The organism is Romboutsia sp. (genome assembly GCF_051659545.1).
Classification (GTDB): Bacteria; Bacillota; Clostridia; order Peptostreptococcales; family Peptostreptococcaceae; genus JBOFOR01.
Window position 1 is genome coordinate 1 of record NZ_JBOFOR010000097.1, and the last position, 25,630, is coordinate 25,630.

The following is a 25,630-nucleotide window of genomic DNA, read 5'->3' on the forward strand; positions in this document are numbered from 1 at the left end:
GGTTGCCAGGATTTTTTAGACATTATGTCTTATATTGGAACCGCTAAAAAACATGGTATAAGTCCATTGTTAGCCTTAAAAAAAGCGCTATTAGGTAAAAGTAATTTTATTTTAACTTAATAGCGACTGAATAGTTACTAAAATTCAATATATTTTATTGTTTATTTTATTGATAAAAATGATATAATATAAGTAACAGGTAATTAAATAAAAAAAGAAATTACAATCTACTGTAATAGAGTGTGGTTTCTTAATTAAGTAAGATTACTTTTTGTTGAACTTAAGTTTTATGTTAAGCTCAATGTCTAGACCACTTTTTCTATTGGTAGTAGAAGAGTGGTTTTTTATTTTGCTATAAACAAAATTTACAGCTAGTCCAACAATAAATGGAATAACAACAAATGTTAAACCAATATTTATCATTTGTTCCATATAGGCTCATCTCCTTCCTACTAAGTAGGAACAAAGGTTATAAATACTATATGAAACCACCACTCTTAGATTGTAATTTTCTAAGTACTATTATATAGTAAATCTTTCATTTATTTAAAGTAAAAGTAATATATATGTAGAAGAGTAAAATATTCTAATTTCTCAGCACCTTTTACTCTTCTACATCCTCTATATCTATTCCCATTTGCTTACTATTTTTTCTATACTTTATGTATTCCTTGCTTCTATTTTTGTCCCCACCCAATAAAGTTTGAGCAAAAGCTCATAAAAGAATATAGATAAAAAAGGAGTTGTAGAAAAACTCTAAAAAAGTGTGATTAAGAAAACAGAAGAAATAGTAGAAAAAAAACCAGTCAAAGAATAAAGAGAATCTGGAAAAAGAATGATTAAAAATAAGAGGGTGAATAAAAAAAGAGACTAAGCTATTTGGGCTTAATCCCTCTGTTTGTCTTGTTTTTAGTCTTTATTTTGCATTATATTTTTCTTGCGTTTTGTCTTGCTTTTTTCTTCCTTTTTCTTGCCTTTAATCTATCTTTTGTAGATTAATCATTATTTTGTGGCATTAGTTAGGCTTTTGTGGGTACCTACAATTACTTTTTTAACTTTACTACAGTCTCAACGTGAGGTGTATTTGGGAACATATCCATACACTTAACTTTTTCTACTTCATATCCGTAGTTTTTAAATTCAACTAAATCAAGTACTAAAGTCTTTGGATTACAAGATATATAAACTATCTCTTTAGCTCCAAATCTAGATATATCTCTTATAGCATCCTTGTGAACTCCTGGTCTTGGTGGGTCAACTATTATTAAATCTGGCTTTTCTCTTAGGTTTTTAACTGTTTTAGCAACATCTCCTGCTATAAACTCACAATTAGTTAATCCATTTAACTTAGCATTTTCATTAGCAGCAACAACTGCTTCTTCTATTATCTCTATTCCATATACTTTTTTAGCAGTTCCTGCCATAACTTGACCTATAGTACCAGTTCCACTATATAAGTCAAATACAACTTTGTCTGCATGGTCTCCTATAAATTCTCTTGCCATAGTGTATAAATCTTCTGCACCCTTGCTGTTTGTTTGGAAGAATGAGAATGGAGATATTTTAAATCTAAGCCCTAATATTTCTTCTTGTATATAAGTTCTCCCATGTAATACTCTTAACTCATCACATTGAACAGCATCAGCAAGTCCATCATTTATAGTATGTAATATACTTACTAGCTCTGCATCTAATCCTAATGATAATAATTTTTCTTTATACTCAGTCATATCAAAATCTATTTGAGAAGAAGTAACTATGTTTACCATTAATTCTTTAGTATTAATACCTTTTCTAACTACAAGATGTCTTAAGTATCCCTTATGGTTAACTGTTCTATAGTAAGGAAGTTCTTTTTCATTGAAATAGTCAGCTGTAGTAGTTAATATTTTTATAAAATCTCCATCTACTAAATAACATCCATCAACTGTCATTATATCTATATGTCTTCCCTTTTTGTGAAGACCTAAAGTTAAAGGTCCATCTTTCATTTCATCTCCAAAAGTATACTCCATTTTATTTCTATATATAGTACTTTGTGGACTTCCTTGTATTCCTAAAAATTGAAAACCAAGTAGCTCTTGATTTAAGAATAAATCCATTACTTGTTTTTCTTTTATTTCTAATTGTTTTTCATATGGTATTGATAATATACTACATCCACCACATTGTCCAAAATGCTTGCAAGTATCAGCAGTTTCCATTGGAGATTCTTCTAATAACTCCAACATTTTTACGTCAGCTTTCCCACTTTTTGTTCTCTTTACAGCGGCTCTTACTTTTTGGCCAGTAATCCCGCCTTTCATATGTATATCTCTATTTCCATATAGACTTACAGAAGTTCCGCCAAACTCCATTTTGTCTACTTCAAATTCAATAATGTCTTTTTTCTTCACCTATATTACCTCCGCTAGTTTTTGTATCTATCTTTCTTCTATTAACCTTATTTCTTCTTCCGTCAACTCTCTATATTCTCCTAAATCTAACGTTTCATCTAGTTTCAATTTACCCATAGATAATCTTTTTAAGTATACTACTTTTTTGCCTACACTCTCAAACATTCTTTTAACTTGATGAAATTTACCTTCATGTATAGTAAGTTCTATTTCTGATATATCATCACTTTTAAGTATGTTTAACTGAGATGGCATAGTTTCATATCCATCATCTAAAATTACTCCTTTTTCAAAAGCCCTTGTATCTTCTTCTGTAACTACACCTTCTATCTTTGCATAGTAAGTCTTAGGAACGTGTTTTTTAGGAGATAATACTCTGTGAGCAAGCTTCCCATCATTTGTAAGTACCAATAGCCCCTCTGTATCTTTATCTAATCTTCCTACTGGAAAAGGTTCAAATACAAGATAAGATTGGTCTATTAAATCCAATACAATTGGATCATGTTTATCAAAGGTTGCTGATATATATCCGTCAGGCTTATTTAACATTATGTAAATAAATTCTCTATAATTTACTTTCTCACCATTAAATAATATTTCATCACTTTCTGGGTCTACTTGAATTCCTGGACTATTTATGATTTCTCCATTTACACTTATCATTTTACGTCTACAGTATATCTTTATTTCTGCTCTACTTCCATATCCTACGTTTGAAAGTATCTTATCTATACGTAATTTTTTAGCCATTAAAAATGTTCTCCATTCTCATAGTATTTTTCTTTTTCAAATACTGTAAATGCTAAATCCATGCTTTCTATATTTAAGTTATTTCTTATACTATCAGTTATTATTTTAGCTACTATATCTTGTATCTCTTGTCCTCTATCAAACCAAGATACTTCTACAAAAGGATATACTTCTGCTAACTTACCATTTCTTATTGCAACTGATTTTATGCACTCTATTTCAAAATAATCTCTTGGACATTTAACTGCATCTACTAGTTCATCAATCATTTTTTCACTTATTTTACATACTTTATTTTCATCTATTCCTCTTATTTTTATTTGGGGCATAATATTTCCTTCCTTCTTTATAATCAAATACTCTTATATTTATACAATTTTTTTCTACATCTATATTGCCTATAAATATTATTATACTTTTAATTTAATGTTATTACAATTTACTATGTACTTTTTTTATAAAAACGTTATAATATTAGGTGATGGGTAAATTTTAAAATTTAGTAAGCAATAATGTTATCAGATAGACTTAATTTAAAAATTTAATTTATATGGAGGTAGCGATATGTTAGTTTCTGCAAAAGAAATGTTAAACAAAGCTAGAGAAGGTAAATACGCAGTAGGTCAATTTAACATAAACAACTTAGAATGGACAAAGGCAGTATTATTAACTGCTCAGGAAAACAATTCACCAGTTATATTAGGAGTATCTGAAGGTGCTGGTAAATACATGGGTGGATACAAAACTATAGTTGGTATGGTTAATGGAATGTTAGAAGAATTAAACATAACAGTTCCAGTAGCATTACATTTAGATCACGGTAGTTACGATGGAGCTTTAAAGGTAATAGAAGCAGGATTCTCTTCTGTTATGTTTGATGGTTCTCATTACTCTATAGAAGAAAATATAGCTAAAACTAAAGAAATAGTGGAAATAGCTCACGCTAAAGGAATATCTGTAGAAGCTGAAGTTGGCTCTATAGGTGGAGAAGAAGATGGTGTTGTTGGAACTGGTGAAGTTGCAGATCCAGCTGAATGCAAAATGATCGCTGATTTAGGTGTTGATATATTAGCTGCTGGTATAGGTAATATACATGGTCAATATCCAGCTAACTGGGCAGGATTAAGCTTCGATACTTTAGAGGCTATAAACAATATTACAGGAGAAATGCCATTAGTATTACACGGTGGAACTGGTATACCTGCTGATATGATACAAAAAGCTATATCATTAGGTGTATCTAAAATAAACGTTAATACTGAATGTCAATTATCATTTGCTAAAGCTACTCGCGAGTACATAGAATCTGGTAAAGATTTACAATCTAAAGGTTTCGACCCTCGTAAAATTTTAGCTCCAGGATTCGAAGCTATAAAAGCTACTGTTAAAGAAAAAATAGAATTATTCGGTTCTGTAAACAAAGCTTAATTTGAAATTTACGTAATATAACATAGTAAAGTCCTTAATGTTTTGCATTAAGGACTTTACTATGTTAACTATAAAATTTAGATGCACCTATCAATTGTCGCTTTCCAACTATTGCTGATAAGTTAGTAAGTGATGCTATTTTGATTTCTTCAAAACTTATAATAAATACAAATTTAAAATCCATAAATGATTCATCTATGTTGTATACATTGAAAAAACATCTCACATTATCTAGTAAGTATTTATCTTGTAATTCTTCTTCTATTTCATCTGTTGCATCTTTTAAGTATGCCCTTACATCTTCAAATAAGACATTGAAATATGATTCATCTATATCTTCGCCTAGTTCTTCTAGTACTTCTTCTATGTCTTGAACATCAAATATATCTTCTGATAACTGACAATCAAATGCCATTATATTCGGTTGACTTATTGTTTCTGATATATCTTGCACATACTCAAAATCAGGGCGCAATCCTAAAACTTCTTTGACATCTTTGCTAGTTACATTTAATTTTCCTTTTTTATTTCTTAATTTTATTTCTATCATAAGGTCGCCTCCCCCATAGTATAATAACTGTTTAATTAACACTCTCTATAAACTTTTCTATGTCTATCCAGTTATTAACTCTTGTTATGTTCTTGTGCGCTATATCTTTATTATAGTTTGCATCTATTAATAATACTTTCATATCTTCGTTAGCTAGTTGCATTGCATTAAAAGGATTGTCTTCTATAAATATATGGCATTCTAGCTCTTTTGCCTTTTTTATTTTATAGTCACTTCCTAACAAATATACATCTATTTCTGCAAATCCATTCTTATGTAACCATTTTGTTGTAATATCTGTCAATTTTTGATTTCTAGCAGTTACGAAGTATAGATTATGATTATCTCTTAGCTTATCTATAATCTCTTTAGCATAGTCTACTATTTTTGCTTCCTCATACGAATGTAAATAATTTTCATGAAACTCATTTAGTATCGTGTCCATGTCCATTCCATATAGGGCTTCCCAATCATAAGTAATACACTCTATTTCTGTTATATTCTTGTTATATAGTTCATTTAAGTATGGAATAAAATGATATGGACTAGTTATAGTACCATCTATATCTATACATATATTTAATTTACTCATTTGTTCATCCCCCAAGCTATTGACCTATTAATTTAACAAATTATATCATATGTTAAATTATAAATCAAAATTCATAATTTAAGTATATGTATATAATACCAAAAGCTCATCTGAAAAGATAAGCTTTTAAGTAATTTTTATATTTTATTTTTAATTAAATATAGTTTCTTGTTTGTCAATTTTTTTATTTAAATCATTTAATCTTTCTTTAAAGCTAGCTATGTGTTTATCTGATAAATTTAAATACTCAGTTATTTTTCCTACGTATTTTGGATTTTTACTATTTATAAGTTTAATAGCATTATCCATTGCTTTTTCTCTTAATTCATATGCTTTTTTTACATCATCTCTTGAATTTTCTACAACCTTTGTATATTCTGCATTAGATAGGGTTGGTACCTCAATATTATCATATGTTGAAGCTACATCTTTGCACATATCCTTAGCATACTCTACATCTTCTTTTATGGTTGATAACTTTTTGAGATTTTCACTTATATTCTGAGTATATGGAATACATTCTCGCATTGGTATTAATGCAATTGTTTCTATTTCATAAACTTTCTTTTTAAAATTAAATACAAGTTCTTTATCTCTCTTTTTAAGGTTATAAGTGTTATTTTTATTAGTTATAGCAACCTTATTTGTTTCTTTTTCACTAATTAATATGTTTTCTTTAGATATACTACCTTTACTCTCTAAATCTCTAATTTCTTCTGATATATTATTTCCCTTATCCTTATTTTTTTTGTCTGTTTGCTCTATATTTGGATTAAAATCTTTTTCAAAGTTTGAAGTATATTTATCACTATATCTTCTATCGAAAGCATAGTTTTGATAGTACATAGCTTCTTTTATTTTATTTAATCCACTTATGTATATATTAGTTATAACTATAGTACTAACTAATACAATGTAAATACTACTATATATACAAGACTTTCTAAAATTGTTATAATTCTTAAACAAAACTATTAAGGGAATAAGATATAAGAATAAGAATACTAACATCCATCTCATTTATAAACATCTCCTTTTTTGCTTTTTAAAACAATTATCTATTCCTTGTTTTAACCATTTAGTCTATAGTATTTACATTTTTTAAAATTATTAATCCATTATTTTTATTAAATCAAAATCGGTATAATCACATGATGCTAAAATATAACCTACATCATTTCTATCCTCTCTTAGTCCCATTTTAAAAGATTCATTTCCATGTAAGTGACCATATACAACTTTTTCTACCTTATATTCTTCAAAAAGTTTAGTAAACAAAGATGCTTCAAGTCTGTCATTTGTAGGGGGGTAATGAGTTATCACTATAAATTTAGAATATCCTTTTTTTGTTGCCGCCTGTAATGATAATCTTATTCTATTTTCTTCTCTTATATAAATTTTCTCATCTTCTTCATCAAACTTAACTTTGTTAGGACAAATCCAACCTCTACCTCCACAAATAGCATATTCTCCATATTCATAGAAGTTAGTTTGCAAAAACTTCATATTATCGTACATTTTATTTAGACTAGTTACAGTTGTCCACCAATAGTCATGATTTCCTTTTACAAATATTTTGTTCCCAGGAAGGTTATTTATTATATCTAAGTCATTTTTAGCTTGCTGTATATTTATTGCCCATGATGTATCTCCTAGAACTAAAACTGTATCATTTTCATTAACTGTACTTTTCCAGTTTGCAATAATTTTTTCTTCATGACCTATCCAATTTTCTCCAAATATATCCATAGGTTTATCTACTGTTGTCCCAAAATGTAAGTCTCCTATCGCATATAAACTCATACATTTATTCCTTTCTATCAAAATTAGCTCTCTTTCGACGATGTTGTCATGCCTCCAATAGCTATACCCGTTATCTCAAATTTAAAGTTACTTATATTATAAACCTATTCTAAAAAACAAATAAGTTTTTGTAAAAAATATAGTTATCCAAGTATATGGATAACTATATTTTTTCTTTTTTTAGTATTTTTTGTACTGTTGCAATAATCGATCTATTTCTTTTTTGAGATGTATTATTTCACTTATATCTCTTTCATTGTCTATTTTGTCTAATCTTCTTTGATATAGTATTGCCTTATGTGTTTCTCCAACATTGTATAACTCTTGTATTTTGCCCAGAACATCTCTTAGTGTCACTGATTTAACCTGATATAGCACTTGAGCTTTCATTATATCTTCTCTTATTTCGCTCATTTCTTGATCTAATAGAAATGCCGCATCCGCTGCCCTTCTTAGCCTTACAGCTAAGTTTTCAGGTATAAAATGTTCATATTTATATTTTAAAGAGTGTTCTATAGTAGCCCAAAAGTTCATAGCTAGTGTTCTTATTTGTATTTCACATAAAATTTCCTTTGATCCTGCAATTGAGTTTATAGGGTATTTTATTATTACATGATAACTCCTATATCCACTATTTTTAAAGTTTTCAATATAGTCTTTTTCATAAACTATAGACATATCACTTCTAGTTTTTATTAACTCTACTATTGTGTATATATCCTCTACGAACTGGCACATAATCCTTATTCCTGCAATATCTTCCATTTCAGCTTCTATGTTTTCTATATTAAGTCTTTTGGCCTTTGATATTATAGATGCTATCTTTTTTGTTCTTCCAGTCACAAATTCTATCGGAGAATATTCTCCCTTTGCTAAAAATTCTTTCCTTATATTTTTAAACTTTACCTTTAATTCTTCAACAGCGTGATCATAAGGGGCTAATACTTCATCCCATTTTTCATATTCCATATCGCTCACCCTTTGTTTTATTTTTACAGTCATATTTATTTTATCATAATTTATTTTTTTTGGGTATAATAAAGCAACTCACCTTCACTTTGTAAATAGTCTATTTCATTTAAATCTTCTAAATAACTAATTACAGATACTAAAGATGTTTTATAAAAATAATATTCTTTGTAATTATACCTTAATTGGTTATTAATTATAATATTTTTGAGTAAATTTTCTAGTCCTATAGGGGGATATAGATTTTTTCTAACTTCATTAATATATTTCTCTAAAGCTTGTCTATTTTTTTCAATAAGTTCATAACTCTCTTCTTTTGAGATTACATTTTTTCCATGGCCTAGCACTAAATAGTCAAAATCTATGTTTTTAATCTTTTCTAATGATTTTATTTGCTCTTCTATATCAAATGTAAATAGGAAATCATATTTTCTAAGCACTTCAGGACTAATTAAAAGGTCTCCTGCGAAGAGAACTTTATCCTTAGTCATAATACCTATGCTCCCTGGTGTATGTCCCTTAAAACTCATCACATCCAGTTCTATCTTATCTAAGTTAATCTTACCTTCATTTATTACAACATCAACTTTTACAGGTTCTAAAGATTTGCTTTTTAATTTTCCATCTATAAATTTATTACTTTTTCCTCCTATTATATATTTTGAAAATAATTCTGGATTTTCCATATATAACTTGGAGTACTCTGATGATAATATATTTAAGTCTTTATACTTTTCCTTAAATTCATTGCAAGCTCCATAGTGGTCATTGTGTTCATGTGTATTTATTATATATCTTAATTTTATATTTTTCTCTTCTAATACTTCCATTATTTTTTTAGGTCTTAATCCACATAGTCCTGGATCAATTCCAAGACCTTCGTTATTATTATATAAATATATACCTGTATTAGTTCCCCCTTTTATATAATAAGTATCTCCCTTTATATTTGTAAGCTCCATATTCTCACCTATTTATAGTAATATTTTTTTTAATCTACAAAGAACTATCTCTCTTAAATGCTCATTTTTAGATAATTTAATTTTTATATTATAAGATACATCTTCATTAAACATAGAATCTATAAAATATTCTACAATTCCTCTATCTTTAAATTCTATATCAATAATATCTTTAGAGTATACCGTTGAGTCTAATATCATCATTTCATCAGCAAAACTTAATCTTGTTGCTTTATCTAAATAATACTTCTCTGGTATGAAATCTTCACAGTATTTTATTTTGTAATTTACAACTTCATCACTAATATCAAATTTATATTTATTTTTTATAAAATTCTTATATTCTACATTTCTTTCAGTAACATTATGTAGATTTTTATTGTAGTCTTCTTTTTTCCAATGCCCAAATAATCTGCAATTTAATGGTCTTACTTCATAGATTAAGCATCTATTATCTTCATCTTTAAATGGACATGGCTTCTTTTCTGTATACTCTAAAAAATAATAGTCTATTACTTTATTTAAGCATTTTTTTCTTAATTCATCCTTATCTTGCAAATAATTAAATATATTTATAAATTCTATTAAATTTATTCCAACAGACTCCATACAACACTTACCACATCCGTTACAATTTCCACCTGGTAATGTTTTGTATATTTCATTTAACTTATAAAATAATCTATTTTGCTTAGAATAATCTATGCAACATAAAATATCATTCTTTTTTATACTAGTCATTATTATTACTCCTTGTTATAATTATTAGGTTAATACAAAAAATTATTATAACACATTTTTTTATAATAATTATAGGAGGCTTTTATGAATCGATACACAAAAATAATAAACATGATGGATAGCTATTATACTAAGGACTATGAAAAGCAAAAGAAAAACATAACTAAGACTAGAGAAGTTAGAGAGGAAACTGTTATAAAGTTCTTCTTACAAGGTGATTGTGAAGTTTTAGTTATATTAGAAGAAACGGGAAAAGAAATTCTTATCGATGATTTTTCATCTGATGAAGATATAAAAAAATATTTAGGAGCTAAATTTATAAATAAAAAAAGATAATTTTTTATATTTTGAGTGTATAAATTAATTTTATTTGTCCATAATAATAATACAAAATTAAATATTTAACTCAATCTCCCCAATTTTGAGCCTTCGTTCCCCCAACGAAGGCTCCTTTATTTTTATCAAAAAATTAATAATTATTATAATAATTAGCACTACCTACTGAATTAGGTAAATCAAATTTTATAGTTAATTATTTTCTTATGGTTTATAATTGTTAAGGATAAATACTACTTAAGTAAGGAGAATGTAAATATGATTAAGATAGGTAATTTAAATTTGGATATAGATTTTGATTATAGAGTAATTAGAGAAGAGGATGATGACTTAGATTTATTCATAGACATAAATTATCGTAGCTTAGATATAGATGTTGGCGAGAACCAACTATTTGATTCTAGGATACAGTTCCCTTTTGTTAGAGCTATCATACTTAGACTAAATAAAATGGGTAATCTTATGACAGTACACTTAATGAGAGATATAGATTTATTTTCTGCATTCGCTAATTTTGAAGTTGATTATACCGATTCAATCATAAATATAAAGAATGAACACGAAAAAGTCTGTATGTTTAAGAAAAAATAAGGGGGCCTTAATAGGCCCCTATATCTCTTTTTTATTTATACTTAAATTATATTCAACTTAAATGCATTAGTCAATAATAATTTTCTGAATATTTAATTAATTTATTTAGCTTTCTTTTGACCGTAAGCTTTTTCGTAGATTTCCTTTAATTCCGTTACTAATGGTAATCTTGGATTAGCTCCTGTACATTGATCATCAAATGCTTCTAAAGCTAATCTGTCTAATGATGCAAAGTAAGTTTTTTCTTCTATTCCACAGTCTTGTATAGTCATTGGAACATTTAATTCTTTCATTAAGTTTCTTACAGCTTGAACTAAACTCTTAACACCTTCTTCTGTAGTGTTAGCTTTTAATCCTAATCCTTTAGCTATTTCAGCATACTTCTTGTCTGCTACGAAAGACTTGTATCTTGGGAATGCAGCAAACTTAGTTGGTGAAGTTGCATTGTACTCTATTACATGCGGTAATAATACTGCATTTGCTCTACCATGTGGTATGTGGAATTCTCCACCTAATTTATGAGCTAATGAGTGATTTACACCTAAGAATGCATTTGCAAACGCCATACCTGCTATACAAGAAGCATTGTGCATTTTTTCTCTAGCTTCTTTACCTTGCGCTGTACTTGCACCTTTATATGATTTTGGTAAATATTCAAATACCATTTGTATAGCTTTCATAGCTAAAGCATCTGTATAATCAGTCGCCATTACAGAAACATAAGCTTCTATAGCATGAGTTAATACATCTAAACCTGTATCTGCAGTTACTGCTGCTGGTACTGTATAAACAAATGTTGGATCTATTATAGCAACATCTGGAGTTAATTCATAGTCAGCTAAAGGATACTTTATGTTATTTACTTTATCAGTTATAACTGAGAAAGATGTAACTTCTGAACCTGTTCCTGAAGTTGTTGGTATAGCTACCATCTTAGCTTTTCTTCCTAATTTAGGGAATTTGAATACTCTTTTTCTTATATCCATGAATTTTAATCTTAAATCATCAAAGTTAGCTTCTGGGTTTTCGTAGAATAACCACATACCCTTAGCAGCGTCCATTGCTGAACCTCCTCCTAAAGCTATTATTGTATCTGGCTTGAATGCTCTCATAGCTTCTGCACCATTTAATACTGTATCTACAGATGGATCTGGTTCTACATCTGCAAATATATCTATCATAACTGGGTTTCTTCTCTTTCTTAAGTGGTGCTCTAAAGTCTTAACATATCCTAATTCTACCATCATTCTATCAGTTACTATCATAACTCTATTTACTTCTGGTAATTTTTCTAAGTATTGTATTGCTCCTACTTCATGATATACTCTTTCAGGTACTTTGAACCATTGCATATTTACTTTTCTCTTAGCTACTTTCTTTAGATTTATTAAGTTTACAGCTGATACGTTATCTGTAGTTGAGTTGTTACCCATAGATCCACATCCTAATGTTAATGATGGTGTATTTACGTTATATACATCACCTATTGCACCGTGAGTAGATGGTGAATTTACTAATAATCTACCCGTTCTAACTCTTCTACTAAATTCATTTATTACTTCATCATCATATGAATGTATAACTGCAGAGTGTCCTAAACCTCCGAACTCAGTCATATCAACACATCTTTGTATTCCTTCTTCAGCATTCTTAGCTTTTATACAAGCAAGTACTGGAGATAATTTTTCTTTTGATAATGGATGGTCATGTCCTACTCCACCTATTTCAGCTACTAACATTTTAGCATCTTTAGGTACTTCAAATCCTGCCATTTGAGCTATTGTATATGGGCTCTTTCCTACTATATTAGGGTTTAATGACTTAGTTTCTGGATTTATAACTGTCTTTTCTAATAATTCTTTTTCCTTTGCATTTACAAAGTAACAGTTGTATCCTTTCATTAATCCTACTACTTCATCATATATACATTCTTCAACTATAACAGCTTGTTCAGATGCACATATCATTCCGTTGTCAAATGTCTTAGATAGTATTAAGTCATTTACTGCTTGCTTTATGTCTGCAGATTTCTCTATGAAACAAGGTACGTTACCTGCTCCAACTCCTAATGCTGGTTTTCCTGAAGAGTAAGCTGACTTAACCATTCCAGGTCCTCCAGTTGCTAATATTAAAGAAACTCCATTGTTCTTCATTAATGCACTTGATGCTTCTAGCGATGGTACTTCTATCCATTGTATACAATTTTCAGGTGCTCCCGCTGCAACTGCTGCATCTCTTAATATTCTAGCAGCCTCTGATGAACATTTTTGAGCTGATGGATGGAAGCTGAATATTATTGGATTTCTTCCTTTTATAGCTATTAACGATTTAAACATTGTTGTTGATGTTGGATTTGTTACAGGTGTAACTCCAGCTACAACACCTATTGGTTCTGCAACCATTGTATATCCTTCTAACTCATTTTCTTCTACTACACCAACTGTTTTCGAATATTTTATACTATTATAAACATACTCTGTTGCGAATATATTTTTAGTTACCTTATCTTCAAATATACCTCTTTCAGTTTCTTCTACTGCCATCTGTGCAAGCTCGATGTGCTTATCAAGACCTGCTTTAGCCATTTCAGCTACTATTTTATCTACCGCTTCTTGATCTAAATTTAACATAGCTTCTTTAGCAGCTGTTGCTTTTGCCACTAATTCATTTATCATATTTTCAACACTAAATTCTTCTTTTACTTCTACTGCTTTAGCTTGTTTTGTATTCTTTGTAGTCATAATATTTCCCCCTAAGTGTATTTTGAAATTTATGTAAAACTGTGTTAGTTATTTAACAAACATTTTGTAATTCAATAATACATCCTCGGACTAATTGTGTCAATATTTTTTGTTTATTTTATTTTTTGAAAACGTTTTTATTTTATTTTCGTACTTTTTAGTCTTATTTCTAATTTTTTCAGTACTTTATTAACCATTATTTTAATATATATTTTAACTCACCTTATGACATCGTTAGTTAAAAAACAATCAATTTTTCTTTTCTTATATTATTTGTAAATAATAGTTGCTTTTTTGTATCCCATATTCAATAACATATTTTCTAAACTCATTTTTGTTTTTTTCTGAACTTCATTTAAAAAACCTTCTTTTATAAGTTTTTCTTCATACTCGCTTTTGTACTTATTTATATCATTTAAAACTTCTTGAATATCTAACTTATTAAAAATAGAACTTTTAACATCATATACATAAATATTTTTATCATCTATATAGTGTTGTAGTATTCTGCAATTTTTTATTTCTATAGTTATTTCTTTTCCATTGTTATTTATTATCTTTATATCCTTCGAGGTAATCCCTCCATTTATTACTCCATTGTATTTAATGATGAAAGATTTTTCTGTAAATGGTATTTTTATATTATTAATACTTTTATCTTTTTTTATAGTTACTATATTACTGTAATTATATCTAACAGTATTTAAATCTAACACTTGGCTTATGGTGTTTAATACTCTCGTATCTTCCATATATATTTTTTTATTTATATTGTATTTATATATAAGGTATCCACTGGTTATCATTAGTATAAAAATAGGTAATAATATATGTACTTTCTTAATTTTTTTTTGTTTTTGTAACAAATCTTTTCCTCCTTTTGATATAATATTTTTATTATTAATAAATATATTTATAGTAGAACTCAATTATTAATTATTAATATTAAATATTTATTTTTATCAAATTAATTATATTTAAATTATGAAAGGAGTATTAAAAATGACTTTATTAGTTTTCGGACATAAGAATCCAGATACCGATTCTATATGTTCCTCGATTTCATTTGCTCACCTAAAAAAAGCACTAGGTGAAGATGCTGTACCTTATGCATTAGGAGAAATAAGAAAAGAAGCAAAATATGCATTAGACTACTTTAAGGTAGATGCACCTAAAATATTAAATAACGTAAAAATTCAAGTTAAGGACTTAAGCTACGACAAGTCGCTTCCTTTAACTCCACATTCATCTATATTAGAAGCTTACGATATAATGAATGATTCAAGTGTTAAAACTATTCCTATAATTTCTGAAGGTGGAGAATTTATAGGCTTAGCTACTATGCAGGAAATAGCAAAAAGCCTTCTTCATCAACATTTTAATACTGTACATACTTCTGTAACTAACATCTGTAATAATCTTAATGGTTCAGTTCTTGTAAACTGTTCTGAAGAAATAAAAGGTAGAGTTGTTACTTTATCATTCGGAATGGATAATGTAATGGATGTATTATTAGAGGGTGATATAGCTATAGTTGGAGATAGATACGATGTTATTGAATATGCTATAGATACAAAAGTTAAATTGGTTATCTTAACTGGTAAAACGAAAGTATCGGAAGATTTATTAGCTTTAGCTAAGCAGAATAAAGTATCTATCATTTCAGTTGATTGCGATACGTATAAAGCTTCTAACTTAATAAACCAATGTACTTTCTTAAGTAACATAATACTTACTGATAACTTAGTTACATTTAATGAAAGTGACTACGCTGATGATGTAAAAGAAACTATGTTAAGTACAAACTTCAGAGCTTATCCAGTAGTTGATGATAACAATAAATTCTTAGGATTAGTTTCTAGAAGACATCTTTTAAATCCAACTAAGAAAAATGTAGTTTTAGTTGACCATAACGAATATGCACAAAGTGCTGATGGTATAGAACAAGCTAATATAGTAGAAGTTGTTGACCATCACAAAATAGGTGGAATAAGCACTGATGTTCCTATGTCATTTAGAGTTATGCCTGTTGGTTGTACATGTACTATAGTATATCAAATGTACAAAGAAAATAATGTAGAAGTTCCTTATGAAATAGCTGGACTTTTATTATCTGCTATATTATCAGATACATTATTATTCAAATCTCCAACTACTACTAACATGGATAAACTTGCGTGTGAAGAATTAAGTAAAATCGCTAAAGTAGATATGGAAAGCTATGCTATGGAAATGTTTAAAACTGGAACATCTTTAGATGAATTTAGTATAGAACAAATAGTAAATATGGACTTTAAAGAGTTTAATATGAGCGGTAAAAGAGTTGGTATAGGTCAGGTATTTACATTAGATATAGATTCTATATTTGCTAAAAAAGATGAGTTCTTATCTTATATAAATTCAACAGATTACGATATGTTGGTTCTTGCTATAACGGATATAATAAAAGAAGGTTCTTACTTAATATACAATGCAGATGATAAAGTTATCTCTGAAGCATTTAATGTTGAAGCTTCTCAAGGTGTATTTGCAGAAGGAGTTGTTTCTAGAAAGAAACAATTAGTTCCAAATTTAACTACATCTGTTAAAAATATGTAATATAAGCATAGAAAAAGAAAGGTTAAAACCTTCCTTTTTCTTTTTATAATGTTTATTTAAATCTTTTAAACATCTTGCTTCATATCTTGGTGTATTTTTGTGTGTTTTAGAATTTATTATCTATATCATTTTAAAATAAACTATTAATATTGTAAATAGTTTATTTTACGTAATTATAAGTAATTAATTACATTTTTTCTACATCAGAATAATCTTCACCGAAAGTATCAACAGTTACACTCTTCATTACTTGTGGAGCTGCTGGTCTGTCAGATCTATCTACAGAAGTTGCAGCAATTTCATTTACTACGTCCATTCCTTCTATTACTCTACCAAATCCTGCATATTGTCCATCTAAGTGTGGAGAGTTTTTGTGCATTATAAAGAACTGAGAACCACCTGAGTTTGGGAAATTAGTTCTAGCCATTGATAATACTCCAGCTTCGTGCTTTAAGTTGTTAGTGAATCCATTTCCGCTAAATTCACCTTTTATAGAATGTCCTGGTCCACCCATTCCATTTCCATTTGGGCATCCACCTTGTATCATAAATCCTTGTATAACTCTGTGGAATCCTACTCCGTTGTAGTATCCTTGATTTATTAATGTAACAAAGTTTTTAACAGTGTTAGGAGCTATATGTGGGTATAATTCTGCTACTATTTTCTTTCCATTTTCCATTTCTATAGTTACTATTGGGTTTTTAATTTCCATTTTAATCTTCCTTTCATTTGCTTAGTTTTATGTATTACCTTATATATTATATACTATATTGTGTATAATTTTCCCTATAAATTTAACTTTCTATTTATTTTTCTCTAGTATATAGCCCGCAAAGGAGGTATTTATATAAGCTTTCCTTCCAGCAGGCAAGCTGCAAGGGCGGTGCAGCTTACATAAATACCTCCTTTGCTCCGTAATATCTAGCAGTATATCCAATATAAAGCAATACTTCTATTCAATACAGCTGAAAGCATATATATGCTTTATTTTATTGCAAATTTTTCCCAAATGTTATATATTTATAACAAGAAGATAAAAATATATAACATTCGTTAATAAAGGGGTGGTATAAATGAAAAAATTTAATGAAATAAATAAGCTTGGTTTTTTTGGTATTTTAGGTTTTATAGGATTAATTGGAATCTATACAGGAAAAAAAGAATTCTATAGTTTTTTTGCATTCTTTGTATTTTTCCAATATTTAAATGTTATTCCTGATGAATTATTTGAAGAAAATTTAAAGAAATCATGTATCCCAGCTTTTTTCTTAACTCTTACATCATTATCAATATCGATGGCATTAGGAATGATTTCTAATAAAGTTTCAATATTAGAAAAGGGATTAGAATAATGACAATTCGAGCAAAAACGAAAGAATTTAGAGCAAAATATAATATGAACCAAGGTGAACTTGCATCTTTAGTAGGTGTTAGAAGAGAAACTATAGGCAATTTAGAGAATGGGAAATATAACCCATCATTAAAATTAGCATTTGATATTGCTAATATATTTAATGTAAGTATCGAGGAGATTTTTGAGTATATAAAAGATGAGTAAATTAATATAATAATTCTTCTCAAATTTAATATATTACGAAATAAATTCTAATTTATCAATTAAATAACCTTAAGAGAACAATATTTTAAATTAAATGTTAATAATGATGTGTAAATTGCATACTCCTATGTATATAATAGAAGTAAATATAAATTAACAAAGATGAGGTGTAATATATGCCACAAAATATACAACAAGAAATAGATAGTATAATTGAAGAAATAAATAAGGTTGCAGATATAAATAGAATCTATTTATTTGGTTCTTATGCCTACGGAAATCCCGATAGTAATAGTGATTTAGATCTTTGCATCCTAACTAATGATAGCAATATTAGAAAAAGAGATTTAATAAAAAAAATAAGAAAAGCTATATCTAAAACTGCAAATATTCCAGTAGATACACTTGTTTATGAAAAAAATGAGTTTAACGATAGAGCTATTGTATTATCAAGTATGGAGCATAAGATTGCATATGAAGGAGTAAGCTTATATGAACAATAAAGATATTTCAAATGAATGGTTTATGTTTGCTCAAAATGACTTAAAATCGGCAGAGTTTTTATTGAATATGAAACCATTACCTTTAGAGATAATTTGTTATCATTGCCAACAAAGTGCAGAAAAATATCTCAAAGGATATATTGCTTTAAATGGTGGTGAAATTCTAAGAACTCATGACTTAACTATTCTGAATAAAATTTGTTGCAAGTATAATAGTGAATTTAATCAACTAGAAGATGATTGTATAGAGTTAGTTGATTATGGTGTTCATGTACGATATCCATTTCATATCGATTTAGAAGTATATGATATGAGAAAAGCTATAGAAAGTGCAAATAATATTAAACAATTTATTTCAAACATTGTGAAATAATGAGATTTATAGCGGTAGCTAATCTTTAAACCATATATAGCTCATGAGTAAAGGAGCAATTTATGTAAGTTGCACCGACCTTGCAGCTTTGAGCGACCTGTCGGCGACATGAGCCTTCGGCGAATTTTGTCTGCTGGAAGGAAAACTTATATAAATTGATCCTTTGTGGGCTACATATTATAGTAGCTTATTTCTCTTCTTCATTTAATTGAGGTGTATCTTGGTATTCTACCTCTAATAAATCTAATATTTGCTTAGCTCTTTCCTTAGTTGAACCTTTTACTTCAACATAGTTTACATTTTCAGATTTTAAGAAGTTTAATATAGCTTCATCTATTTGTAAAGCTATGTCTTCTGCTTGCCATCTTACTCCGTCTTGAACATATCCAAATTCTCTAGGAACATATACTATCATGTCATAGTTTTGTATATCTTCTATTGCTAAACAGTATAAATCTTTTAAAATTTGTATTTCTTTTTTACTTCTAGTTTTGTTACCTAACATAAATCTTCCATATATGTAAGGTACAAAAGTTGCATAGTCTGTAAGAGCATAATCAAATGTAGATAATTCGTCTTCTAATTTCTTTTGACCTAAATAAATTCCATATTGCTCTGATATAGTTTCTATCATACCTTTATCTTTTAAATATTCTGTTGAATATTCTAGGGCATATCCTGCATTTAATCCTGCTATTTTCATTTCAACGTATAAATGTTGTATTAATGTAGTTTTTCCACATCTAGGACCACCTAAAACTGCTATTCTCTTAGTTGCCATATTTATATCAACTCCATGTATTATTTTCTAATTTTAAGGAACTTTTATATTATACTAACATTTATGAGTTTATTCAATGTTTTTAATACAATTCTATTTATTAACATAAAAATGTTCATATTTTTAGCAATTAGCAAAGCGAATTTTTTATTTATAGATTTAAGCTTATATATTTATACTATTTCCTATTTCTAGGCCTTCATAGTATATTTTTTCGCAAAATTCTTTTTCAAATCTTAGTGTATCATTTTTCGCAAATACGGTTTTAGGTCTAACTATAATTATTTCTTTATCTTTAGCTTCATTTGCTATTTCCTCTGGTAATTCATAATCATATCTTGTGGATATTATTATTATCTTATCCATATTATTATCAATCAAGGGCTTGATTAAAGTATTATTCACTAATCCACCATCAAGCTTATAGCCATCATATAATCCTTCTACTACGTCATTTTCAAACTGATTTCTCATATCTAAAGTTCCTTTTGGATTAAAAGGTAATAACGCACTATACTTTATACTATCTAATCCTTCTTCATAATTCAACTCCGATAAGTTAACTACCTTTTCTTTTAATCTTCTATTTTCTATTTCTATATAGTTCACATAAAAATCCATGTTATCTTGTTTTTTGTTGATAAGTGTTTTTAATCCATCTATTGCATATGAATTATCCACAGTGTTATCCACTATTTTGATACCGTTTTCACTAGTAGGCTCAATACTTGTCCACATATTGTCTAACTTTTCAACATTTTCTGTGAATATATAGTACCCATTTATTGCACCTATAGATGTGCCCGATATAGCATCAAACTTTACTCCTTTATTATGAAGGCTTTTTATTACTCCAGCTTGATATGCTCCCTTAGCTCCGCCTCCACATAGGCATAATCCTATTTTCATAAGTTTCTCTCCTTAGTTTATATCTCATAAAATTTATTGAATGTTTTATATATACTATAATGATCCTTAACACTACCTAATTCTCTTATAGAGTGCATTGCTAATACTGGACTTCCTATATCCACTGATGGTATATCTAAATGAGTAGATGATATTGGACCTATAGTACTTCCCCCTCTTTCATCTGACCTATTTACAAACTCTTGATACTCTACATTAGCTTCTTTACATATAGTTTTATAAACAGATATAGATTGAGCATCACTTGTATATGCTTGATTAGCATTTATTTTTATAACTGGTCCTTTTCCCATTACTGGTTTGTTTGTAGGATCGTGTTTTTCTGTTAAGTTCGGATGAAGTGCATGTGCTAAATCTGCAGATATCATGAAAGACGAGTAAATTGCTGCTAAAAAATCTTCTCTATCTTTATTTAAAGATAAACAAATTTTCTCTAATATATTTAATAACATGTTAGAATCAGCACCTTGTTTAGTAGAGCTTCCTACTTCTTCATTATCAAATACTGCTACTATATTTACTCCATGTTGTCCTTTTGAATCTATTAACGCATGTAAGCTCGCATGAGCCATAGATAGATTGTCTAATCTTCCTGTTGATATAAATTCTTCATTGGGACCTATTAAGCTTCCTTTTTCAAATTCATACAAGAATAAATCAAAGTCTATTATATCTTCTTTTTCTACCTTTATATTTTTACTTAATTCATTTAATAAAAAGTCATCCTTTTCTAATGAATCATTTAATAATCCTACTAAAGGTAACATATCTTTTTGTTTGTTAAGAGCATACCCTTCATTTACAGTTCTGTTCATATGTATAGCTATATTAGGTATTATACATAGAGGTTTTTCTAGGTTTACTATCTTTTCTTTAGGTTTTAAAATGTTATCACTTTTTAGAACTACTCTTCCCGCTATGCCTAAAGGTCTATCTAACCAAGTATTAAGTATAGGACCACCATAACATTCTGTATTTAGTTTTAAATAAGTATTTTCTACTGATATTTCTGCTTTTGGCTTTATTCTAAATGTTGGTGAATCAGAATGAGAACCTATTATTCTAAAACCCTCTTTTTCTATATTTTTTGAGTTTACTGTAAATGCAATTATTGCTGAAGAATTCTTAGTTATATAATACTTACCATCAACTTCTAAACTCCACTTATTACATAGGTCAACTTCTTCAAATCCGTTGTTTTCTAAAAGTTGTTTTGATGTTTCTACTGCATTAAAAGATGTAGGGCTTTCATAAATAAAATCTATAAGATTTTTTGCAAATTTTATTTGTTCCATTTTACTCTCCTTAAATATGTAAGATTTTTTTAATATTTATGGCTAAAAATTATTTTTAGTAAATAATTTTTAGCCATAAACTATATTTTTTATAGTATATCTAAAGTAGTGTATTCTTTGTTTATTTTTTTAATTCCTTGTTGGTCAAAGGCTATAGTAACATCGCTTCCCATCATACCTACTACAGTTCCTACTCCAAACTTAGGATGATGTACCTTAGTTCCAAGTATTATGTCATCTGGATTAGTTTCTTTAGTAGTATCCTTTACTGTTGCATTTACTTGGTTAGCTATTGTTGACTTATTTACATTGTTCATGTATTTTTGTTTATATTTATCTAATACATTGTAATTTGCTTTCGAATAAGTTAATTCTTTTTCCATTTTATTAAGCTTATCTATACATTCTTTTGGCAATTCTTCCATAAATCTAGATGCTATAGACGGGTTAGTTCTACCATATAAAGTTCTTTTTTGAGTTAAAGTCATATATAGTATTTCCTTTGCTCTAGTTATACCAACATAGCAAAGTCTTCTTTCTTCCTCTATATCTGATTCATTCATAGATCTTATTGCTCTAGATATTGGGAATAAACCTTCTTCCATACCCACTAAAAATACTACAGGGAATTCTAGTCCTTTAGATGTATGAATAGTCATTAAAGATACTTTATCATTTTCTTCATCTTCACTACTTTGAGATGTAAGTGCTACTCCTGTTAAAAATTCTTCTAAGCTTTGATCTTCACTACTTTTTTCAAACTCTATAGCAATAGATATAAATTCTTTTAAGTTATCTATTCTATCTTGAGCTTCTTCACTTTTTTCTTTAGATAATTCATCTAAATATCCTGTCGTTTCTAATACCTTTTCTATTAACTTACTAACAGGATATACTTCTTTTATAGTTCTTAGCGTTCCTACCGTATCAACAAATCCACTTATACTATTTCTAGCCTTTGTTGATATCTCTGAGTTGGATTCTATATCTATAAGTACAGAGTACATACTTTCTTGTTTTAAACTAGCTCTATCTTCTATTTTTTCTATAGTTCTAAGGCCAATTCCTCTTCTTGGTACATTTATTATCCTTTTTAAAGATATATCATCTTGAGGGTTTTGTATAACTCTTAGATAACCTATTAAGTCCTTTATTTCTTTTCTTTCGTAGAATTTAGTTCCACCATATATATTGTATGGTATTTGACTTCTATTTAAGGCATCTTCTACTGGACGAGCTTGTGCATTAGCTCTATAAAGTACAGCGAAATCTTTATAAGTTCTGTTTTGCTCTCTAGATATTTTTGCTATCATATTTGCTACAAAATCAGATTCATCTATTTCATCTTCAGATAATTGTATCTTTATTAGCTCTCCTTCTTTCTTTTCACTCCAAAGTTTTTTCCTTTTTCTTTCAATATTATTAGATATAACAGTATTCGCTGCATCTAGTATAACTTGAGTAGATCTGTAGTTTTGCTCTAATTTGACTATATGAACATCCTCATAATCTTTTTCAAACTCAAGTATATTTCTAATATCAGCGCCTCTCCATCCGTATATACTTTGGTCATCATCTCCAACTACACAGATATTTTGATGCTCTCTTGCTAATAATTTTACTAACTCATATTGCGCTTTACTAGTATCTTGATACTCATCTACCATTATATATTTGAATCTACTTCTATAGAAGTCTAATACCTCTTTATCTGATTTGAATAATTCCACTGTTTTGTATATTAAGTCATCAAAGTCTAAGGCACTATTTCTCTTTAAACGATCTTGATATAAGGCATATATATCTGCTATTTTACTCATTCTATTATCACTTAAGTGCATAGCTTTAAATTGCTTAGGGCTGTATAATTTATCCTTAGCTCCCGATATAGTACTGATAATCACCTTAGGTTCAAATACCTTATCACTTAAATTTAATTCTTTTAAACAGTCCTTAACTAGCGTTACTTGGTCTGAACTATCATATATAACAAAACTTCTATTATATCCGATTCTGTTTATATCTTTTCTAAGTATACGCACACAGCATGAGTGGAAAGTGCTTATCCACATATCCTTTGTATCTGTATCTTCTAATGTTTCTTCTACCCTCTCCCTCATTTCATTTGCAGCTTTGTTGGTAAAAGTTATAGCTAATATATTTGGAGCTTGTACACCTTTATCTTCTATAAGGTGAGCAATTCTTGTTGTTAAAACTCTTGTCTTCCCTGATCCAGCTCCAGCTAGTATAAGTACAGGTCCTTCTGTCTTTTCTACAGCTTCTCTTTGGGCAGGATTTAATGTATCTAAATTCATAATATTCCTCCTGTTTACAGTCATATAAATATATTCTAATCTATATCAAAGATTTGTTCAAATTTTAATAAACTCATATCTTAATCTTTTCCAATATTCCATAAATCTAAAATCTCTATATTATTAAATTTTGACATTTTTTTTTAACATCAATATATATTATATCTCTTATTTCCAATAAAAAAAAGATACATGCATATAGCTTTAAAGCTACATGCATGTATCTTTATATATATATATATATATATTCTAAGAATAATTCTACATTATTAGAGCCTGTTACTATTGGTGATATATTCAATCAATAAAACTAACTTAGTTTAAATGATGTAATATTTTAGTTAGAAGATATATATATAATTTAATTTTATTTTTCTATCTCTACCTTTATTTTTCCGTCTATAATTTGTTGCTTTTGATCTTCTACCAAATCAAGTATCTCTTTCGGTACATTTTTACTTGTAGTTGGTGCAATACCTACTGCATCATCTTTCAATCCATATACTACAGCTTTTCCTCCATCGAACTCGCCTTTTTTAGCTTTTGATATTATATCAAATACACCAATATCCACTCTTTTCATAGCTGAAGTTATTACATTATCTGGAGCTAGATTATTTTGGTCCATATCTACTCCTATAGCGTATTTATTCTTCTCTTTAGCTGATTCTATTGCTCCAGTTCCTACTCCACCTGCTGCTGAGAATATAACATCCGCTCCATTTGAATACATTTGATTTGCTATAGATTTTCCTAAACTTGCATCATCAAATGAGTTTGCATATTGAGATAATAGTTTTGTGTCTGGATTTCCAGCTTTAATCCCTGCATTAAATCCTTCTTCAAATCTAGTTATATTAGGTATTTTCATACCACCTATAAACCCAACTTTATTAGTTTCACTCATTTTTGATGCTATTAATCCTACTAAATAAGCAGCTTCTCTTTCGTCAAAAGTTACACATAGCATATTAGCAGGTATTTCTGTTCCTTCTTCTTCATAGTTATGATCTATTATTACAAATTGCTTTTCTGGATAAAGTTTAGCTGCATCTAGCATTGCTGTTGATGTAGTATATCCTACTCCTATTATTAAATTTACATCTTGATCTATAAAGGTTTCTATATTGGGAGCATAATCAGCATCTTGATTTGATTCTAAATATGTACCTTTTATTCCTAAATCATTTTTAGCTTTGTCTAATCCCTCTAGAGAAGATTGATTAAAACTTTGGTCATTAGCTCCCCCTTCTCCAAGTACTATCCCTACAGAATACTCTTTTTCTTTTGGTTTTTCACTATCTTGTCCCTCTTTTTTGTCTGTCGAACTACATCCTACCATCCCTATAGATAGCATCATCGTCATAGTAACCGCAGTTAATGACCTTATAAATTTATTCATATTTAATATCCCCCCA

General features: G+C 28.5%; 27 protein-coding genes. 8 read left to right on the top strand and 19 right to left on the bottom strand.

Annotated features, from left to right (window positions below; all coding sequences use genetic code 11):
* Positions 1 to 264: 264 nt before the first annotated feature.
* From ACRC03_RS05725 to ACRC03_RS05740, 4 genes are all read right to left on the bottom strand, one after another.
* The gene (locus ACRC03_RS05725; protein ID WP_438651596.1) at positions 265 to 432 is read right to left on the bottom strand and encodes a hypothetical protein; all 168 of its coding nucleotides are present in this window, start codon (positions 430 to 432) and stop codon (positions 265 to 267) included.
* A 611-nt stretch (positions 433 to 1,043) separates the two neighbouring features.
* Positions 1,044 to 2,396, bottom strand: coding sequence for a 23S rRNA (uracil(1939)-C(5))-methyltransferase RlmD (rlmD, locus tag ACRC03_RS05730; RefSeq protein ID WP_438651597.1), 1,353 nt, complete (start codon positions 2,394 to 2,396; stop codon positions 1,044 to 1,046).
* A 27-nt stretch (positions 2,397 to 2,423) separates the two neighbouring features.
* Positions 2,424 to 3,146: a pseudouridine synthase gene (locus ACRC03_RS05735; RefSeq protein ID WP_438651598.1), complete on the bottom strand. Its 723-nt coding sequence runs from the start codon at positions 3,144 to 3,146 to the stop codon at positions 2,424 to 2,426.
* Entirely contained in the window at positions 3,146 to 3,475 is a 330-nt protein-coding gene (locus ACRC03_RS05740; protein ID WP_438651599.1) for a DUF1904 domain-containing protein, read from the bottom strand. Before ACRC03_RS05740 ends, ACRC03_RS05735 begins: the two co-directional genes overlap by 1 nt.
* Before the next feature lie 235 nt (positions 3,476 to 3,710).
* On the opposite strand from ACRC03_RS05740, the gene fba reads away from it, so the two are divergent.
* Positions 3,711 to 4,574: a class II fructose-1,6-bisphosphate aldolase gene (fba, locus tag ACRC03_RS05745; protein ID WP_438651600.1), complete on the top strand. Its 864-nt coding sequence runs from the start codon at positions 3,711 to 3,713 to the stop codon at positions 4,572 to 4,574.
* Between the two features lie 64 nt (positions 4,575 to 4,638).
* Here the strand turns inward: fba and ACRC03_RS05750 are convergent, their stop codons facing one another.
* The 7 genes from ACRC03_RS05750 to ACRC03_RS05780 form a co-directional block, all read right to left on the bottom strand.
* Entirely contained in the window at positions 4,639 to 5,124 is a 486-nt protein-coding gene (locus ACRC03_RS05750) for a hypothetical protein (protein WP_438651601.1), read from the bottom strand.
* Positions 5,125 to 5,155: 31 nt separating this feature from the next.
* Complete coding sequence (locus ACRC03_RS05755; RefSeq protein WP_438651602.1) at positions 5,156 to 5,716, bottom strand: 5' nucleotidase, NT5C type; 561 nt, start codon at positions 5,714 to 5,716, stop codon at positions 5,156 to 5,158.
* 150 nt (positions 5,717 to 5,866) lie between these two features.
* A complete protein-coding gene (locus ACRC03_RS05760) occupies positions 5,867 to 6,736 on the bottom strand; it encodes a hypothetical protein (RefSeq protein ID WP_438651603.1) in 870 nt (289 codons plus the stop codon).
* 90 nt (positions 6,737 to 6,826) lie between these two features.
* On the bottom strand, positions 6,827 to 7,519 hold the full coding sequence (locus tag ACRC03_RS05765) for a metallophosphoesterase (protein WP_438651604.1): 693 nt from the start codon (positions 7,517 to 7,519) through the stop codon (positions 6,827 to 6,829).
* Between the two features lie 180 nt (positions 7,520 to 7,699).
* On the bottom strand, positions 7,700 to 8,488 hold the full coding sequence (locus ACRC03_RS05770; RefSeq protein WP_438651605.1) for a GTP pyrophosphokinase: 789 nt from the start codon (positions 8,486 to 8,488) through the stop codon (positions 7,700 to 7,702).
* 50 nt (positions 8,489 to 8,538) lie between these two features.
* The gene (locus ACRC03_RS05775; protein WP_438651606.1) at positions 8,539 to 9,450 is read right to left on the bottom strand and encodes an MBL fold metallo-hydrolase; all 912 of its coding nucleotides are present in this window, start codon (positions 9,448 to 9,450) and stop codon (positions 8,539 to 8,541) included.
* A 12-nt stretch (positions 9,451 to 9,462) separates the two neighbouring features.
* Positions 9,463 to 10,191, bottom strand: a complete 729-nt coding sequence (locus tag ACRC03_RS05780) for a YkgJ family cysteine cluster protein (RefSeq protein ID WP_438651607.1) — start codon at positions 10,189 to 10,191, stop codon at positions 9,463 to 9,465.
* Between the two features lie 84 nt (positions 10,192 to 10,275).
* Between ACRC03_RS05780 and ACRC03_RS05785 the strand changes: the two genes are divergently transcribed.
* Together ACRC03_RS05785 and ACRC03_RS05790 are read left to right on the top strand one after the other, a co-directional pair.
* Complete coding sequence (locus tag ACRC03_RS05785) at positions 10,276 to 10,527, top strand: hypothetical protein (RefSeq protein WP_438651608.1); 252 nt, start codon at positions 10,276 to 10,278, stop codon at positions 10,525 to 10,527.
* Positions 10,528 to 10,785: 258 nt separating this feature from the next.
* Positions 10,786 to 11,118 carry a hypothetical protein gene (locus tag ACRC03_RS05790; RefSeq protein WP_438651609.1) on the top strand — a complete coding sequence of 111 codons (333 nt, stop codon included), beginning with the start codon at positions 10,786 to 10,788 and terminating at the stop codon, positions 11,116 to 11,118.
* A 101-nt stretch (positions 11,119 to 11,219) separates the two neighbouring features.
* On the opposite strand, the gene adhE is transcribed toward ACRC03_RS05790, so the two are convergent.
* Entirely contained in the window at positions 11,220 to 13,859 is a 2,640-nt protein-coding gene (adhE, locus tag ACRC03_RS05795; RefSeq protein ID WP_438651610.1) for a bifunctional acetaldehyde-CoA/alcohol dehydrogenase, read from the bottom strand.
* A 269-nt stretch (positions 13,860 to 14,128) separates the two neighbouring features.
* A complete protein-coding gene (locus ACRC03_RS05800; protein WP_438651611.1) occupies positions 14,129 to 14,725 on the bottom strand; it encodes a DUF4230 domain-containing protein in 597 nt (198 codons plus the stop codon).
* Between the two features lie 136 nt (positions 14,726 to 14,861).
* Here ACRC03_RS05800 and ACRC03_RS05805 point away from each other — a divergent pair, with 136 nt between their 5' ends.
* A complete protein-coding gene (locus ACRC03_RS05805; RefSeq protein WP_438651612.1) occupies positions 14,862 to 16,457 on the top strand; it encodes a putative manganese-dependent inorganic diphosphatase in 1,596 nt (531 codons plus the stop codon).
* A 187-nt stretch (positions 16,458 to 16,644) separates the two neighbouring features.
* On the opposite strand, the gene ACRC03_RS05810 is transcribed toward ACRC03_RS05805, so the two are convergent.
* Complete coding sequence (locus tag ACRC03_RS05810; RefSeq protein WP_438651613.1) at positions 16,645 to 17,169, bottom strand: peptidylprolyl isomerase; 525 nt, start codon at positions 17,167 to 17,169, stop codon at positions 16,645 to 16,647.
* Positions 17,170 to 17,530: 361 nt separating this feature from the next.
* Here ACRC03_RS05810 and ACRC03_RS05815 point away from each other — a divergent pair, with 361 nt between their 5' ends.
* From ACRC03_RS05815 to ACRC03_RS05830, 4 genes are all read left to right on the top strand, one after another.
* The gene (locus ACRC03_RS05815; RefSeq protein ID WP_438651614.1) at positions 17,531 to 17,809 is read left to right on the top strand and encodes a DUF3796 domain-containing protein; all 279 of its coding nucleotides are present in this window, start codon (positions 17,531 to 17,533) and stop codon (positions 17,807 to 17,809) included.
* Positions 17,809 to 18,015 carry a helix-turn-helix transcriptional regulator gene (locus ACRC03_RS05820; RefSeq protein ID WP_438651615.1) on the top strand — a complete coding sequence of 69 codons (207 nt, stop codon included), beginning with the start codon at positions 17,809 to 17,811 and terminating at the stop codon, positions 18,013 to 18,015. The genes ACRC03_RS05815 and ACRC03_RS05820 overlap by 1 nt, the downstream gene beginning before the upstream one ends.
* 176 nt (positions 18,016 to 18,191) lie before the next feature.
* Entirely contained in the window at positions 18,192 to 18,518 is a 327-nt protein-coding gene (locus tag ACRC03_RS05825) for a nucleotidyltransferase domain-containing protein (protein ID WP_438651616.1), read from the top strand.
* Positions 18,508 to 18,891 carry a HEPN domain-containing protein gene (locus ACRC03_RS05830; RefSeq protein ID WP_438651617.1) on the top strand — a complete coding sequence of 128 codons (384 nt, stop codon included), beginning with the start codon at positions 18,508 to 18,510 and terminating at the stop codon, positions 18,889 to 18,891. Before ACRC03_RS05825 ends, ACRC03_RS05830 begins: the two co-directional genes overlap by 11 nt.
* A 187-nt stretch (positions 18,892 to 19,078) precedes the next feature.
* Here the strand turns inward: ACRC03_RS05830 and ACRC03_RS05835 are convergent, their stop codons facing one another.
* From ACRC03_RS05835 to ACRC03_RS05855, 5 genes are all read right to left on the bottom strand, one after another.
* Entirely contained in the window at positions 19,079 to 19,672 is a 594-nt protein-coding gene (locus ACRC03_RS05835) for an AAA family ATPase (RefSeq protein WP_438651618.1), read from the bottom strand.
* A 165-nt stretch (positions 19,673 to 19,837) separates the two neighbouring features.
* On the bottom strand, positions 19,838 to 20,581 hold the full coding sequence (locus ACRC03_RS05840) for a patatin-like phospholipase family protein (protein WP_438651619.1): 744 nt from the start codon (positions 20,579 to 20,581) through the stop codon (positions 19,838 to 19,840).
* 17 nt (positions 20,582 to 20,598) lie between these two features.
* A complete protein-coding gene (locus tag ACRC03_RS05845; RefSeq protein WP_438651620.1) occupies positions 20,599 to 21,897 on the bottom strand; it encodes a M18 family aminopeptidase in 1,299 nt (432 codons plus the stop codon).
* An 89-nt stretch (positions 21,898 to 21,986) separates the two neighbouring features.
* A complete protein-coding gene (locus ACRC03_RS05850; RefSeq protein WP_438651621.1) occupies positions 21,987 to 24,212 on the bottom strand; it encodes an ATP-dependent helicase in 2,226 nt (741 codons plus the stop codon).
* A 367-nt stretch (positions 24,213 to 24,579) separates the two neighbouring features.
* Positions 24,580 to 25,614 (bottom strand): BMP family lipoprotein, encoded by a 1,035-nt coding sequence (locus ACRC03_RS05855; protein ID WP_438651622.1) that lies wholly within the window; start codon positions 25,612 to 25,614, stop codon positions 24,580 to 24,582.
* Positions 25,615 to 25,630 lie beyond the last annotated feature (16 nt).